The following is a 16,711-nucleotide window of genomic DNA, read 5'->3' as shown; positions in this document are numbered from 1 at the left end:
GTCAAACTACATCACTTTTAACAGAGATTGTTCGCGGTGCGCCGGCCGGGGCATTGCCAGCACAACCGTATTCGACATAGCATCGCGTCCATCCACAATTCGAGAAGGCTATCCATGGCAAACGCCACCCACGAAGCGGGCTCCGGTCCGCTGCCGCGCCAGATACCGTACATCATCGCCAACGAAGGGGCCGAACGCTTTTCCTTCTATGGGATGCGCAATATCCTGACGCCTTTCCTGATCAGTACCCTGCTGCTGTTCATTCCGCTGGAAGACCGCACGGGCGAGGCGAAGCACGTGTTCCACACGTTCGTCATCGGCGTGTATTTCTTCCCGCTGCTGGGCGGCTTCCTCGCCGACCGCTTCTTCGGCAAATACAACACGATTTTCTGGCTCAGCCTCGTCTATGTGGCGGGCCACGCCTGCCTGGCGATCTTCGAGGACAACCTCACGGGCTTCTACTTCGGCCTGTTCCTGATCGCGCTGGGTGCGGGCGGCATCAAGCCGCTGGTGTCGGCCTTCGTGGGCGACCAGTTCGACCAGACCAACAAGAAGCGCGCCAAGGTCGTCTACGATGCCTTCTACTGGATCATCAACTTCGGTTCGTTCTTCGCGTCGCTGCTGATGCCCCTGTTCCTGAAGAACTACGGCCCTTCCGTGGCCTTCGGCATCCCGGGCCTGCTGATGGCCCTGGCCACCCTTATTTTCTGGCTGGGTAACAAGAAATACGTGCACGTGCCACCGGCGCCACCCAGCCCCGATTCACTCACGCGCGTGGCGCGCACTGCGCTGCTGGCGAAAAAGCCGGGCCAGGGCCGTCCCGGCCTGGTAGTGGCCGCCATCGGCGCGGCTGGCGCCGTGGCTTCGCTGCTGATGTCGTTCTCGTGGGGATTCGTGATCGCCGCCTGCACGGCACTGGTGCTGCTGCTGGCCTTCGGCGGCATCGGCACCGCGATGCAGCTGGAACGGGCTCGCGGCCATCACCCCGATGAAGCGGTGGAAGGCGTGCGCGCCGTGCTGCGCATCCTCGTCGTCTTCGCCCTGGTCACGCCGTTCTGGTCGCTGTTCGACCAGAAGGCATCGACATGGATCGTGCAGGCCAATGCCATGACGAGCCCCGTGCTGAGCCTGTTCGACTGGGAATTCCGGATCCTGCCGGCGCAGATGCAGGCCGTGAACCCGGCGCTGGTCATGCTGCTGATCCCGTTCAACAACCTGGTGATCTACCCGCTGCTGCGCAAAGGCGGCGTGGAACCGACCGCACTGCGCCGCATGACGGCCGGCATCGCCTTCTCCGCCGTGTCCTGGCTGGTGATCGGCTGGATCCAGGTGTCGATGGATGCCGGCACGCCCATGTCGATCCTGTGGCAGCTTGCGCCCTATGCGCTGCTGACGATGGGCGAGGTGCTCGTTTCGGCAACCGGGCTGGAATTCGCCTACAGCCAGGCACCGGTGTCGATGAAGGGATCGATCATGAGTTTCTGGACGCTGGCCGTCACCGTGGGCAACCTGTGGGTGCTGATCGTGAACGCGAGCGTGAAGAACGACATGGTGCTGGGCCATATCGGCGACACGGGGCTCTCGGTGATCGCTTTCCAGATGTTCTTCTTTGCCGGCTTCGCGGCGCTGACGGCCGTGGCGTTCGGCCTGTATGCGCGGCGCTACAAGATGGTCGACAACTACCGGGCGCAGGTGGGCATTGCCTGAAATATCATGATCGCTACCGGTGCGCCATCCCGTCGATGAAGTACCGGTAGCAGATACGGAAATTGTGACCTTTCCTGCGGCACTTACGCAACAAACTCCCGATCCGCACGATCGTTCCACACGGAAATTCTCATATAATTGCCCGAAGGCACTACCAAAGTGCCATCCGGCTTCGCCCAGTCCACGCGCCGCCGGCCCCATTTGACCGCCTTCGCTTTTCTTGCGGTCGTCGATACCGAACGGAAAACCATGAACTTCAAGAATATGAAAGTCGGCACCCGGCTGGCGCTGGGCTATGCGATCGTCCTTGTACTGCTGCTGGTCATCGTGGGCGCGGGCCTGATGAAAATGCGCTCGATGCAGGAGCGTGTGAATAACATCACCGATTTCAACAACACGCAGATTTCCAATATCGGCGCCTTGCAGGACAGCCTGATGGAACGCGCGATCATCCTGCGCAACCTGGCACTGCTGAGCGACATGAACGTCATGCGTCCGGAAGCGGAGCGCATGCGCGAGCTGGAAAAGATGTATGCGCAAAGGATCTCCCTGCTGGAGAAATCCCTTGAGGCCCCGGATACCGCGCCGGAAGAAAAGACGCTGTTCGCCACGATCCGTGAACAGGAACGCATGGCCATGCCGCTGATGGCCGAAGCCGAGAAGCTGGGCCTCGCCAATGAATCCGAGGCGGCAACCAAGGTATTGATGGAGAAGGTGCGCCCCGTACAGATCGCGTGGCAAACGGCGATGACCCAGCTGATCCAGCTCGAGACCAAGCTGAACAAGGAAGATGCCGAGGCGGCAAAGGATGCGTACCGGAGCGCCGTGACGCTGATGCTGTCCCTGGCGGCGCTGGCGCTCGTCGTGGGTGTCGTGGCGGCCGTGACGATCACGCGTGCACTGCTCAAGCAGCTGGGCGGCGAACCGAACGACGCGGCAGCGATTGCCGCCCGCATCGCCGATGGCGACCTGACGGTGGACGTGCCGGTGAAGGCAGGCGATACCGCCAGCATGATGTTCGCCATGCGTAACATGCGCGACAAGCTGGCCGCCATCGTCACCGAAGTGCGCACCGGTACCGACACGATCGCCACCGCCGCGGCCGAAGTCTCGGCAGGCAACCTGGACCTGTCGTCGCGCACCGAAGAGCAGGCCAGCTCGCTGGAAGAAACCGCATCGTCGATGGAAGAACTGACGTCGACCGTGCGCCAGAACGCCGAGAACGCGCAGCAGGCCAGCGCCATGGCCGCCTCGGCGTCCACGGTTGCCGCCCAGGGCGGCGCCGTGGTGGCGCAGGTGGTGGACACGATGGGCGCGATCGATGCGTCCGCGAAGAAGATCGTCGACATCATTTCCGTCATCGACGGCATCGCGTTCCAGACCAATATCCTGGCGCTGAACGCGGCCGTCGAGGCGGCGCGTGCCGGCGAACAGGGCCGCGGCTTCGCCGTGGTGGCCAGCGAAGTGCGCAACCTGGCGCACCGTTCCGCCACCGCCGCCAAGGAAATCAAGGCGCTGATCGACGACTCCGTCGACAAGGTCGGCCTGGGCACGCAGCTGGTGGGCCAGGCTGGTGCCACGATGAACGAAGTGGTCGGCAGCGTGCAGCGCGTGACGGACATCATGGCGGAAATCTCGTCGGCCAGCCGCGAGCAGAGCAGCGGCATCGACCAGGTGAACGTGGCGATCACGCAGATGGACGAAGTGACGCAGCAGAACGCCGCGCTGGTGGAACAGGCGAGCGCCGCTTCCGAGTCGATGCAGGAACAGGCGCGCCGCCTGGCCGAGCTGGTGGGCACGTTCACGGTGGCACAGGGTGCTTCCCAGGCACCGGCCACGCGCCTGCCTGCCACCAAGCCTGCCGCCAAGCCTGCCGCAAGGTTGGCCGCAAGCCCGGTGGCAAAACCTGCCGCCCGCCCCGCGCTGCCGGCGGCAAGCACCCGGCCAGCCGCCGCCAAGGCGGCACCGACCGCCCGCAAGGCGCCCGTGACCGTGGGTTCCGAGACCGACTGGGAAGAGTTCTGATCCGCCACGGATGAATGGTGCGACTACAGCATGGCTGTAGTCGCAAGCTTCCTTTACCATACGTCCCCATCGAAACAGGGGGACGCATGGACCATCAATACCGCAGCCGCGCGCTGCGCCTTGCCGTTGCCGCGGCACTTGCCAGCGCCATCGCCGGCGCGGGTGCCGCGCACGCCGCTTCTTCATCCGCCGCCCTCTGCGATGGCGACGGATTCCAGACCATACTCTCCCCCAGCGCCGCGTCGTTCGATGCACGCGCAGCCTGGATCGACCGGCGCACGCTGGCCTGGCCCGGCGCCCGCGCCGACGCACGCGTGCGGCTGTACCACGCGCGGCACGCTTCATTGACGGCACCGGCCGGCAGCAAGGTCGGCGGCGCCGACGGTTTCCTCGCAGTCGACGCGACGCCCACCGCCATGCCCGAACGCCTGCGCTACCTGGGCGAAGGCCCTGTGTTCGCGCTGCGCGAAGCCGATGTCGCCGACGTGACCAATATCGCCGGCCTGCACCGCGGCCAGCTTCTGCTGGTGAACGAAGCCGCGGACGGCACCGTGCTCGACGCCACGCGGGTGCAGGTGGCCGGTGCGCTCGACGACCTGTACGCGGCGGCGGAAGCGGTACCGGACCTGGGCGCCACGCCGCGCGCGAAGGGCACCACATTCAAGCTGTGGGCACCGACCGCGCAGCGGGTGTCCGTCTGCACCTACGACAAGGGCACCGGCCCCTCGCGCGCCGCGGCGCCCCTGCGCTTCGATCCGAAGACCGGCATCTGGTCCGCCACGCTGGCCGGCAACCTGGATGGCAAGTACTACCGCTACGCGGTGGACGTGACCGTGCCTGGCGCCGGCATCGTGCGCAACCTCGTCACCGATCCGTATTCCGTCAGCCTCACCACCGATTCGCGGCGCAGCTACATCGCCGACCTGTCGGCGCCGCGCCTGAAGCCGGCCGGCTGGGACAAGGCTGCGCCGCCCGCCAAGGTACGCGCGCAGCCCGACATGTCGATCTACGAACTGCACGTGCGCGATTTCTCGATCGGCGACGCGACCGTGAGCCCGGCGAACCGCGGCAAGTACACGGCCTTCCTCGAATCGGGTTCGGACGGCATGAAGCACCTGCGCGCACTCTCGCAGGCCGGGCTCACGGATGTGCACCTGCTGCCCGTGTACGACATCGGCAGCATTCCCGAGAAGGGCTGCGTGACGCCGGCGCCGGCCGGCGCGGCGGACAGCGACGCCCAGCAAAAGCTCATCGGCGCGAGCAAGCTGGCGGACTGCTACAACTGGGGCTACGACCCCTACCACTACAACGCGCCGGAAGGCAGCTACAGTACCGATCCGGCTGACGGCGGCAAGCGCGTGCTGGAACTGCGCCAGATGGTGATGGCGCTGCATGGCGCCGGCCTGCGCGTGGGCATGGACGTCGTCTACAACCACACCTACACGGCCGGCCAGGACGAAAAATCCGTGCTGGACCGCGTGGTGCCCGGCTACTACCACCGCCTCGATGCGAAAGGCGTGATCGAGCGCTCCACCTGCTGCGAGAACACGGCCACCGAGCACCGCATGATGGGCAAGCTGATGGTCGATTCGAGCGTGCTGTGGACGCAGGCCTACCACATCGACTCGTTCCGCTTCGACCTGATGGGCCACCAGCCGCGCGCCGTCATGGAAACGCTGCAGCGCCGCGTGAACGCGGCCGCCGGCCGGCACGTGCACCTGATCGGCGAAGGGTGGAACTTCGGCGAGGTAGCCGACGGCAAGCGCTTCGTGCAGGCATCGCAGCTGTCGCTGAACGGCAGCGGCATCGGCACCTTCAGCGACCGTGGCCGCGACGCGGTACGCGGCGGCGGCGCCGGCGATGCCGGGCGGGACATGATCACGCGCCAGGGCTATGTCAACGGGCTGGTGTACGACGCCAACGAAGGCGCCTCCCGCGCCCCCGCGGACCTGCTGAAGGCGGCGGACCTCATCAAGGCGGGTCTGGCCGGCACGCTGCGCACGTACCCGCTGCCAACGCACACGGGCGAGATCCGCGAACTGCAGCGCATCGACTACGGAGGCCAGCCGGCCGGCTACGCGAGCGAACCGGGCGAGGTGGTGAACTACGTGGAGAACCACGACAACCAGACGCTGTACGACCTGAACGTGCTGCGGCTGCCCGCGTCGACCTCGACGGCCGACCGCGCCCGCGTGCAGGTACTGGCCGCCGCAATCAACGCGTTCAGCCAGGGCGTGGCCTACTTCCACGCCGGCTTCGACATCCTGCGATCGAAATCGCTGGACCGCAACAGCTTCGAATCGGGCGACTGGTTCAACCGGCTGGACTGGACCTACCGCGACAATCATTTCGGCACCGGCCTGCCACCCGCGGCCGACAACGGCAAGGATTACGCGCTGTTCCAGCCGCTGCTGGCCAACCCCGCCTTCAAGCCCGCGCCCGCCGATATCGCGTTCACCCGCGACGCCTTCCGCGACCTGTTGGCCATCCGCACCAGCAGCACGCTGTTCCGGTTGCGCAGCGCCGCCGACGTGAAACAGCGCCTGCGCTTCCACAACACCGGCCCCGCCCAGGTCCCCACCGTGATCGCCGGCCGCCTCGACGGCACCGGCTACGAAGGCGCCGGCTTCAAGGCCGTGCTGTACCTGCTCAACGTCGACAAGACCGCGCAATCGATCGTGGTGCCGCAGGAAGCCGGCCGCACATGGAAGCTGCACCCCGTGCAAGCCTCCCCTGCCGCCGCCGACCCGCGCGCCCGCGAAGCCCGCTACGACGCGACCACCGGCCGCTTTACCATCCCCGCCCGCACCGCCGTCGTGTTTGTGGAATAAACCCCACAAAAACTGTTGCCCGAATTCGGGGACTGTCCCCGATTTTTGGCAATAAACCTTTTTGTAAACGCTAAAAGCCGCGAACTGCGGCTTTTGGCTGCTAAAAATCTTGCAGAGAATAATGAGGGGAAATACCGTTTGAGAAATATTTCCTGAAACCGGGGTCAGACCCCGTTTTCTGGAAATATTGCCTGGAAAATGGGGTCCGTCCCTATTTTCCAGGCAAGATCAGCGCAGGGGCTCGAGGAGGACGGTGCTGAACTTGCCGCCGGTGCGCACGGCGCCGTTGGCGACGGTGTAGGTAGTGCCGGCATAGGCGTCGCGCACCTTGGTGCCGTTGGCGAAGATGCCGCCGACCTTGATCTCGACCGGCTTGCCGACCGGGACGTCCAGCGCCACCACCACCTTGTCGCTGGCGCCGCCACCACTGAACGTGCGCGAGAACGTGTACGGCGCATCGGCCAGTTTCGCATGCACGCCGGCGCCGATCGACACGTGGGCGCGCCGGAACTGGCCCAGCTTGGCCCAGTGCGCGCGCACGTCGGCGATGCGGTAGCCGTCGCGCGCGGCGTTCGATGACAGCTCGTCCCAGTTCATGAACGAGCGCAGCTTTGCGTCGCCAACAGCTTCGGCAATGTCGAGCCGCCGGGCGGTTTCGTCGCCGTAGTAGACCTGCGCGGCGCCCGGCGCCAGCAGCAGCTTGTTCGCGGTCTCGAACGGCTTGACGCGCGCCGCATCGAAGGCGTTGGCGTCGTCGTGCGAGTCCATGTAGTTCAGCACCGACTTGCCCTTCAGCGGGCCATGCAGCTGCGCCGAGAATTTCGCAAAGATGCTGTCGTAATCGCCCTTGCCGTCGCCGGGCAGGCTGAAGTTGATCATGCTGTCGAAGCCGTTCGCGTAGAAGTCGGTCTTCACGCCGCCGCCCATGTCGAACTCGCGGCCATGGGCGATGGCATAGTTGTACACCTCGGCCACGGTGAAGAACTTGCCGTCGCCGAGCACCTTGCCCGGATTGGCCTTCTTCCATTCGGCATGCGCCGCCTCGGTAACGGTGCGCAGTTCCTTCCACACACCGGCCTCGGTATGCTTGACGGTGTCGGCGCGATAGCCGTCGAGGCCGTACTTGCGCACCCAGTCCGCGTGCCATTTCATCAGGTAGTAGCGCGGCGCCCGCGGGTAGCCGGTGCGGGCGAAGAAGTCGTCCAGCTCCTTCGCCTCGCGCTCGTAGCGCCCTTCCTTCTTCCATTTTTCGACAAGTGCCGCAGGCAGCGCCACCGGCGTATCGCTTTCCGTGCGGACGTCCGGCAGATTGTCCACCAGCGTGCACGAGATCGTCGTCGGCGCATCCTTGTGCGTGCAGGTGGGCGACGTGCGCACCCAGTCCGCAGGCCACACGGGATCGGCATCCGTTACCGGGCCGGTGTGGTTCATCACCACGTCCAGCAGCACGCGGATGCCGCGCGCATGGGCCGCGTCGACGAAGTCGCGGAAATCCTGCTCGGTGCCCAGGTTGGCATCGATCGCCGTGAAATCGCGCGCCCAGTAGCCGTGGAAGCCATACGACTTGCCGGTGCCTTCATCGGTGCCGGCATGGATCTGCTCCACGGGCGGCGTGAGCCAGATCGCATTCACGCCCAGGCTGTCGAAATAACCTTCCTTGACCTTTGCCGTCAGGCCTTTCAGGTCGCCGCCCATGTAACCGCGCAGCGGCGCCGCGTCGCCCTTCCGGCCATAGGCCAGGTCGTTCGACTTGTCGCCGTTGGCGAAGCGGTCGGTGAGCAGGAAATATACGGTCGCGTTCTCCCACATGAACGGCACCTTCGGCGCCGGCGCCGCAATCGCGGAAGCGCCGGAAGTCGTCAGCAATAAAGACAGTGCGATAGATGAGAGTTTCATGCGACCTTTCCTGGGGTGTGGATGATTAAGTGATCACGGTGGGATTGCTCCGCCCCGTGTTGTAGGCGATGCTGGCCACGCTGTCGGCAATGGCGATCAGCGCCGCCAGCGCCTGCTGCGTGGGAATGTGGTGCTGCTCGGGATCGGCCTCGTAGCGCTCCAGGTAGATGCGCAGCGTGGCCCCTTCGGTGCCGGTGCCGGACAGCCGGTAGACGATGCGCGAGCCATCGGTCATCACGATGCGGATGCCCTGCTGCGATGCCTGCGAGCCGTCGACCGGGTCGGTGTACTCGAAATCGTCGGCGTAATCGACCGTGTAGTGGTTCATTTCCACGCCCTTCAGGGCGGCGAGCTTCACGCGCAGGTCGTCCATCAGGACCTTGGCCGCGTGCGCATCGATGGCTTCGTAGTCGTGGCGCGAATAATAATTGCGGCCAAAGCGCTGCCAGTGCTCCTCGACGATTTCCTGCACGGACTTGCCCTTCACCGCCAGCAGGTTGAGCCAGAACAGCACGGCCCATACGCCATCTTTCTCGCGCACGTGGTTCGAGCCGGTGCCGTAGCTCTCCTCGCCGCACAGCGTGGCAAGGCCTGCATCGAGCAGCGTGCCGAAGTACTTCCAGCCGGTCGGCGTTTCGTAGCACGGCACGCCGAGCGCTTCGGCTACGCGGTCGGCCGCGCGCGACGTTGGCATCGACCGGGCGATGCCGGCGATACCGCCGCGATAGCCGGGCGCCACCTGCGCGTTCGCGGCCAGGATCGCCAGGGAATCGGAAGGCGTGACGTCGAACTTGCGGCCGACGATCATGTTGCGGTCGGCATCGCCGTCCGAGGCGGCGCCGAAGTCGGGCGCATCGTCGCGCGCCATCAGTTCGATCAGCTCGGCCGCATTGACGGGGTTCGGGTCCGGGTGGCCGCCACCGAAGTCCTCGCTCGGTACGGCGTTGATCACGGTGCCCGCCGGCGCGCCCAGGCGGCCTTCGATGATCGCCTTCGCATACGGGCCCGCCACGGCGTGCATCGCATCGAAGCGCATGCGGAAGCCGCTGGCGAACAGCCCGCGGATCGCCTCGAAGTCGAACAGCTGTTCCATCAGCTGCGCGTAGTCGTCGACCGGGTCGATCACCTCGACCTGCATCTGCTCCAGGTAGGAACGGCCGCCGTGGTCGATGTCGAGGTCGGGCGCATCGCTGATGCGGTAGGCGTTGATGGTGGTGGTGCGCTGGTAGATGCCTTCCGTCACCGCTTCCGGTGCCGGGCCGCCATTGCCGATGTTGTACTTGATGCCGAAGTCGCCATCCGGCCCGCCGGGATTGTGGCTGGCCGACAGGACGATGCCGCCCATTGCCTCATACTTGCGAATGACGCACGACACCGCCGGCGTGGACAGGATGCCGCCCCTTCCCACCAGCACGCGCGCCACGCCATTGGCCGCGGCCATCTTGAGGATGGTCTGGATCGCGACGCGATTGTGGAAGCGGCCGTCACCGCCGAGCACCAGCGTCTTGCCGGAAAGGTCGCCGAGCGTATCGAATACGCTCTGCACGAAGTTCTCGAGATAGTGGGCCTGCTGGAAAACGCCGACCTTCTTGCGCAGGCCGGAAGTGCCCGGCCGCTGGCCGGCGACGGGCGTGGTTTGAATCGTCTGAATTGCCATGTCTGCTCCGCTGTGGTGTTACCTGAAGATTAACATCCCAGCCTACCGCGATCCAGTGCGCGATGGCGCGCGGCTCATGACCGAAGGAGCCGTTTTCAGTGGCGCCTGCAGGTTCGCGCCTGCAGGTTGGCGCTTACAGGTTGGCCCTACTGCGCGCGCCCCGCGTTATCCTTCACGAACACGGTCAGCGCGGCGGCCACCAGCAACGAGACGCCGCCCAGCACCAGCGTTCTGGCGGCATGGCCATCGAACGCGTGGCGGATCACGAAGCCCAGCACCACACCGGCGATGATCTGCGGGATCACGACGAAGAAATTGAAGAGGCCCATGTAATAGCCCATCCGCTTGGCCGGCAGCGAGCCGGCCAGGATCGCGTACGGCATCGTCAGGATGCTGGCCCAGGCGAGGCCCACGCCGATCATCGGCAGCATCAGCATCTGCTTGTCGTGGATCTGGAACACGCTGGCCAGCGAGACGCCGCCGATGGCGAGGCAGGCCATGTGCACCGCCTTGCGGCTGGTGAGGCGGGCCAGCACGGGCAGGATGAACGCGGCCAGCGCGGAGACGCCGGAGTACACGGCGAACATGATGCCGACCCAGTTGCCGGCAGCCTGGTAGGCGGCCGACGTGGCGTCGGTCGTGCCGAATACGTTCTCGGCCACGGACGCCGTGGTGTAGATCCACATCGTGTAGAGACCGACCCAGGTGAAGAACGACACGGAGGCCAGCTGCACCATCGTCTTCGGCATGCGGCCAAAGCCGCCGACAATCTCGGCCAGCGCATGGCCCAGCCCCTTGGACAGGCTGCGCTCGCGCTGGAACTCTTCCAGGTTCTCCGGCGGCAGTTCGTCGGCGGTGAACACCGTCCACAGCACCGCCAGCAGATATACCGTGCCGCCCGCGTAGAAGGCGTAACGGACCGAATCGGGAATCGCACCGGCGGGTGCCACGTTGCTGACGCCGAGGTAGTCGGTGAAGATGGTCGGCAGCAGCGAGGCGATGACGGCGCCGCAGCCGATGAAGAAGGTCTGCATCGCGAAACCGGCCGTCTGCTGCGACTCATCGAGCTTGTCGCCGACGAAGGCGCGGAACGGTTCCATCGACACGTTGATCGCGGCATCCATCATCCACAGCACGGCGGCCGCCATCCACAGCGACTGCGAATTCGGCATCAGGAACAGCGCCAGCGACGCGAACACGGCGCCAAGGAAGAAGAACGGCCTGCGGCGGCCCCATTTCGGGTGCCAGGTATTGTCGGACAGGTAGCCGATGATGGGCTGCACCAGCAGGCCGGTGGCCGGCGCCGCCAGCCAGAGCAGCGGCAGTTGATCGGGATTGGCGCCCAGCGTGGAAAAGATGCGGCTGGTATTGGCATTTTGCAGCGCGAAGCCGAACTGAATGCCGAAAAAGCCGAAGCTCATGTTCCACAACTGCCAGAACGACAGCCGGGGTTTGGTGGAAGAAGAGTGCATCTACGTCTCCGATGTTATGCGCTACTGTATTTGTAGCAAAATAACATGGGCATCATCGCCAGTCAATGCATGATATACCCCTAAAACGACCGGGAAACACGTTCTTTGTAGTCAAACAACAGAGAAACTGGGGACGGACCCCTGTTTAGAAGAAATTTCCCATAAACAGGGGTACGTCCCCGGTTTTATACCCGGGTGATGGCGGCCTACTGGAACTGCACAAACACCTTCGCCGCGAGCCGCGCGCGCGCCGGTACAGCGACGCGCGCGACACGTGTTTTTGCATCCCACGTGAAGGCCAGCGCGCGGCCGTCGAGCAGCACGCGCTTCGGTTTGGACACGCCATGCACGTGCAAGGTGTAAGCACGCACTACCGGCGCCATCGCGCTACCCGTCTCGGTGGCGATGCCGATATCGAGCGAATTGGGCCGCGCGGCGGCGGTGAAACGGGCGATCTCGTACTGGCCTTTGCCGAACGCATCGGCAGTAATGCCATCGTCTTCGTACAGCATGCCCGTCGACGCGGATACGCTGTCGTCGTGCCAGTAATGCAGGTCGATATTCTTGCCGGTGTAGTCGCGCGTCGTCTGCACGACCGGCGTCATCGGCACGAACGCGCCGGCCCGCACGTACACCGGGATGCGCTCTTCCACCACATCGACCGTTTCGAGGATGCCGCCGCCGTGTCGCGCACCGCTATGGAAGTCGAACCATACGCTGCCCTTGGCCGGGAAATACACTTCCTTGCGCCGCGCGCCCGGCTCGGTCACCGGCGCAACGAGGAAGCTGCCGCCCCACAGGTAGGTCGAAGCCAGCGTGCCGGCATCGTTCTTCGTGTCCTCGAACAGCACGGGGCGCATCAGCGGCATGCCGGTGGTGCTGTTCTCGAATGCCATCGTGTAGTGATACGGCAGCAATGCATAGCGCAACCGGATCGCATCAAGCGCCAGGCGTTTCGCGCGCGGCGCGCGGTACACGGGCTCGGACGGCACCTCTTCCTGCGCGTGCGGGCGGAACACCGGCTGGAACACGCCATACTGCAGCCAGCGCACATACAGTTCGTCGTCCAGTACCGGGCCGGCGAAGCCCCCCAGATCGGAGTGCATGTAGGCCAGGCCCTGCATGCCCATCTGCAGCGCGATCTCCATCTGCGACTGCAGCCCGCCCCAGCTGCGCGACACGTCGCCCGACCAGGGAATCATGCCGAAGCGCTGCGAACCCGAGTAGCCGGCGCGCATCAAGATGAACGGGCGCTCGTCCGGGAAGTCCTTCGCATAGCCTTCCGCGATCAGCCGCGCCCAGTCGTGGCCATAGATGTTATGCACCTGGTCCGCCGAACCGGTGGTGTGCTGCAGCGCCGCCGGATGCAGCTCGGGTTCGCCCAGGTCGCCCCACCAGCCGGCCACGCCCTGCTCCTTCAGCCCCTTGTAGATGTTCCACAGCCAGTCCTTGCCCTGCGGACTGAAGATGTCGACCAGGCCCGTGTTCCCGAAGAAGAAGTCATACGTGTACGGCTTGCCTTCCTTCGTGGTGGCCAGCGCCTTCGCATCCACCGCTTCCTGCCAGCGGTTCGAGGTTGTCAGCACGAACGGCTCGGTGATGACCACCGTGTTCACGCCTTTCGCCTGCAGGTCGCGCAGCATGCGCTGCGGATCGGGGAAGTTGTCCTTGTCCCAGGCCAGGTTGCCCATCGTGCCCTGCACCTCCTTGCCGAACCAGTACAGGTCGAGCACCACCGCATCGAGCGGAATCTTCTCTTCCCTGAATTTGTCGACGACGGCGCGCACTTCCTTTTCGTCGTGGTAGCCGAAGCGGCTGGCGAAATTGCCGAACGCCCAGCGCGGCGGCAGCGGCTGCCGGCCCGTCAGGCTCGTGTAGTTCGACATCACGTCCGCCCATGCATCGCCCGCGATCACCTGGTAGGTCTTCCTGCCGCCGATCGTTTCATAGGCCAGCGTGCCATCCTTGCGGCTGTCGAAATCCAGGTAGCCGGTTTGCGGGTTATCGAAATGCACCGCGTATTTTTTCGACGACAGCGCCACGGGGATCGTGAAGTTCAGCAGTTCGGAGCGATTGCCGTAGCCATAGTGCGCCTTGTTGTATAGCTGGAAGCGATAGCCGCGGCGGTTCATGCCCACGGCGCGCGCGCCGGCACCGTACAGCGCCTCGTCGGCATCGAGCGCGAACTCCAGCGCTTCCAGGCCGTTCCTTTTCGTGTAGCCCAGCTTTTCCGCCAGCAGCGGCTGGCCCTTGTAGGCATAGCTGATGCGCAGCGGCCGGCGCTCGATCGTGACGGCGATGCCCGGCGTGGCGTATTCGATGCGGCCATCGGCTTCCTTCACCGTCGTCTGCACGCCCGCGGGCCGCAGCACCACGGCATGCGAGCGCGCGTCATGCTGTTCGCCGCTCGGAATGAAGGTGGTCTCGACGATCGACGCGGAATATGGCCGGATCACGTAGCGGCCGTCGTTGGTGGCGATCTGCAGCGCGCCGTCCTTTTCGGTCCAGCTTTCCACCTGCCGCGCGCTGTTCTGCGCCACGGCGGATTGACAGGCGAAGGTCAGCGCGAGCGCCGCGGTCGTGGTGATTTTCATGTTTGGAAGGGAGTGACGAGGGAACCGGGAGCATGACAAAACGGCGCCATGAAAACAAGGGGAAATGCTTTATATTGAAGCCTTCATGAAGGAACCGGAGAACCGATGAAGCTGCCCGTTGTATCACTCCTCACCTTATCACTCGTCACGTTGCTGGCGCTGGGCGCAGGCATGACCCAGGCGCATGCGCAGACCACGGTAACGGCAAAGCCGAAGGCTCAGCAAAAGGCCAAGGCCAAGGCGCCGGCCAGGCCCACGCTCGTCGAGGCTAAGCGTTTCCTGGCCCAGACCGAGGCAAGGTTCGACAGGCTCAATGCGGACCAGGCACGCGCCGACTGGGTAGGCGCGAACTTCATCACCGACGATACCGAAGCGATCGCCGCCTACTTCGGCGAACTGCAGCTGGACGCGGCCGGCCAGGCGGCGCTGGCCGCGCGCCGCTTCAACGGGCTGAATCTCGGTAATACGGATGCGCGCAAGCTCAAGTTGCTGCAGCTGACACTGATGTTCTCCGACCCGAAGGAGCGCGCCGACTACGCGGCGGCGCGCGCGGCGCTGTCCGGCGCCTACGGCAAGGCGAAATACTGTCCCGCCGATGGCCGCCCCTGCATGGCCCTGGGCGAACTGGAAAAGATCCTGGCCACCAGCCGCGATCCGAAGAAGCTGCTCGACGCGTGGTCCGGCTGGCATGCGCAGTCGCCCTCCTGGAAAGAGCGCTATGCGGGCTTCGTGGCCCTGTCGAACAAGGGCGCCCGCGAGATGGGCTACGCCGATACCGGCGCGCTGTGGCGCTCCGGCTACGACATGCCGCCCGACGAGTTCGCATTTGAAATGGAACGCCTGTGGCTGCAGGTAAAGCCGCTGTACGACGCACTGCACGAATACACGCGCTACAAACTGCGCGCCGCCTACGGCCCGGACGTGGTGCCGCTGACCGGCCCCGTCCCCGCGCACCTGTTCGGCAATATGTGGAGCCAGACATGGGACAACCTCTACCCGCTGGTCAAGCCCAGGTCCGGCGCCAGCGGCTTCGACCTCACGAAGGTGCTGGACCAGCGCAAGACCACGCCGCGGCAGATGACGGAATACGCCGAACGCTTCTACACGTCGCTGGGCATGCCGAAGCTGCCGGCCACGTTCTGGGAACGCTCGCTGCTGGCGAAGCCGCGCGACCGGGAAGTGGTGTGCCATGCGTCCGCGTGGTCGATCGATGCCCGCGACGACGTGCGCATCAAGATGTGCATCAACCCCACGGCCGAGGATTTCACCGTCATCCACCACGAGCTGGGGCACGTCTACTACTTCCTCGCCTACCAGGACCAGCCGGCGCTGTTCCGCAACGGCGCCAACGACGGCTTTCACGAGGCGATCGGCGATACCATCGCCCTGTCGATCACGCCCGCCTACCTGAAGCGGATCGGCCTGATGAACGAAGACCCGGACCCGAAAGCGGACATGGGCGAACTGCTGCGCCGCGCGCTGTCGAAGGTGGCGGTGCTGCCATGGGCCTACATGGTCGACCGCTGGCGCTGGGACGTCTACGCGGGCAAGACGCAGCCGGCCGACTACGACCGCAGCTGGTGGGAGCTGCGCGAACACTACATGGCCATCGGCCGCCCGCTGCCGATGGCGGCGAACGGGTTCGACGCGGGCGCCAAGTACCACGTGCCGGCGGACGTGCCGTACGCCCGCTACTTCCTGGCCAACCTGCTGCAGTTCCAGTTCCACCGCGCGCTGTGCCGCGAAGCCGGCCACGAGGGCCCGCTGCACACGTGCTCGATCTACGGCAACGAAAAGGCGGGCAAGAAGCTGCAGGCGATGCTGGAACTGGGCGCCAGCAAGCCATGGCCCGAAGCGCTCAAGGCGATCAGTGGCGAGGATCGCATCGACGGCGGCGCCCTGCTCGAGTATTTCGCGCCGCTGAAGGCATGGCTCGACGAGCAGAACCGGGTGCTGGCCGCGCAGCAGAAGTGGTGAGCACCGTACGCTACGCTGGAGTTGACATCGGCAATCGGTAAACGGGGCCGTTTGTTGCGAAAGAATGAGGGGTAACCATGTTTGTCTCCAATTCGTCTTGCGTAAAGCGTCGTGCCGCTACGCTCAGATTTTTTGCTGTTACCGCCCTGGCATTTGCTTCGGCATGTTCATTTGCCAATGGCATGAACACCGACGAAGATGTCGTGACCGGAAAATGGCGGGTGACCGCGGCTTTGGATAGTGCCGATGTCGCATCGCTCGACGAGCGCGAGGCCAGGCAGCTCGTGAATCGCGTAATGACCATCAGCCGCGAAAAAGTTCAATTCGGCACTCATGCATGCGGGCCTTCGACATTCGAAGCAGAGAGCGTGGAGCCCCGCCTTTTTCTGCGACAGCAATTCCGGGCCAGTGGAGAAAACCTGCGACTGCCAAATCCCGTCACTGTTGTGAAGTTGAGCTGCACGGCCGTATTCATCAAGAACCCTGACAAGCTGCTGATCTTCTGGGACGGCTGGTTCTTCGACGCGGTACGTATAAAGCCCTGATCACGCG

At 64.8% G+C, this 16,711-nt stretch carries 8 protein-coding genes and 1 pseudogene; 5 read left to right on the top strand and 4 right to left on the bottom strand.

The window, feature by feature from the left end:
* Nucleotides 1-114 precede the first annotated feature (114 nt).
* From ACY65G_RS24060 to ACY65G_RS24050, 3 genes are all read left to right on the top strand, one after another.
* Nucleotides 115-1,707: a POT-type proton-dependent oligopeptide transporter gene (locus ACY65G_RS24060; RefSeq protein WP_464999821.1), complete on the top strand. Its 1,593-nt coding sequence runs from the start codon at nt 115-117 to the stop codon at nt 1,705-1,707.
* Between the two features lie 249 nt (nt 1,708-1,956).
* Complete coding sequence (locus tag ACY65G_RS24055) at nt 1,957-3,732, top strand: methyl-accepting chemotaxis protein (protein ID WP_464999820.1); 1,776 nt, start codon at nt 1,957-1,959, stop codon at nt 3,730-3,732.
* An 86-nt stretch (nt 3,733-3,818) separates the two neighbouring features.
* Nucleotides 3,819-6,563, top strand: a complete 2,745-nt coding sequence (locus tag ACY65G_RS24050) for an alpha-1,6-glucosidase domain-containing protein (RefSeq protein WP_464999819.1) — start codon at nt 3,819-3,821, stop codon at nt 6,561-6,563.
* Nucleotides 6,564-6,791: 228 nt separating this feature from the next.
* Here ACY65G_RS24050 and ACY65G_RS24045 read toward each other — a convergent pair whose 3' ends face one another.
* From ACY65G_RS24045 to ACY65G_RS24030, 4 genes are all read right to left on the bottom strand, one after another.
* Complete coding sequence (locus tag ACY65G_RS24045) at nt 6,792-8,459, bottom strand: alpha-amylase family glycosyl hydrolase (RefSeq protein ID WP_464999818.1); 1,668 nt, start codon at nt 8,457-8,459, stop codon at nt 6,792-6,794.
* A 25-nt stretch (nt 8,460-8,484) separates the two neighbouring features.
* Complete coding sequence (locus tag ACY65G_RS24040; RefSeq protein ID WP_464999817.1) at nt 8,485-10,116, bottom strand: alpha-D-glucose phosphate-specific phosphoglucomutase; 1,632 nt, start codon at nt 10,114-10,116, stop codon at nt 8,485-8,487.
* Nucleotides 10,117-10,262: 146 nt separating this feature from the next.
* On the bottom strand, nt 10,263-11,588 hold the full coding sequence (locus ACY65G_RS24035; protein WP_464999816.1) for an MFS transporter: 1,326 nt from the start codon (nt 11,586-11,588) through the stop codon (nt 10,263-10,265).
* 206 nt (nt 11,589-11,794) lie between these two features.
* Nucleotides 11,795-14,182, bottom strand: coding sequence for a glycoside hydrolase family 31 protein (locus ACY65G_RS24030; RefSeq protein WP_464999815.1), 2,388 nt, complete (start codon nt 14,180-14,182; stop codon nt 11,795-11,797).
* A 105-nt stretch (nt 14,183-14,287) separates the two neighbouring features.
* Between ACY65G_RS24030 and ACY65G_RS24025 the strand changes: the two are divergent.
* Nucleotides 14,288-16,075: pseudogene (locus ACY65G_RS24025) on the top strand (M2 family metallopeptidase); the annotation flags it as partial.
* Nucleotides 16,076-16,341: 266 nt separating this feature from the next.
* Nucleotides 16,342-16,704, top strand: coding sequence for a hypothetical protein (locus ACY65G_RS24020; RefSeq protein ID WP_464999814.1), 363 nt, complete (start codon nt 16,342-16,344; stop codon nt 16,702-16,704).
* The last annotated feature ends 7 nt before the right edge of the window (nt 16,705-16,711 follow it).

The organism is Pseudoduganella sp. jia 12 (assembly GCF_055502675.1).
This window is presented reverse-complemented; position numbering and strand designations above follow the sequence as displayed.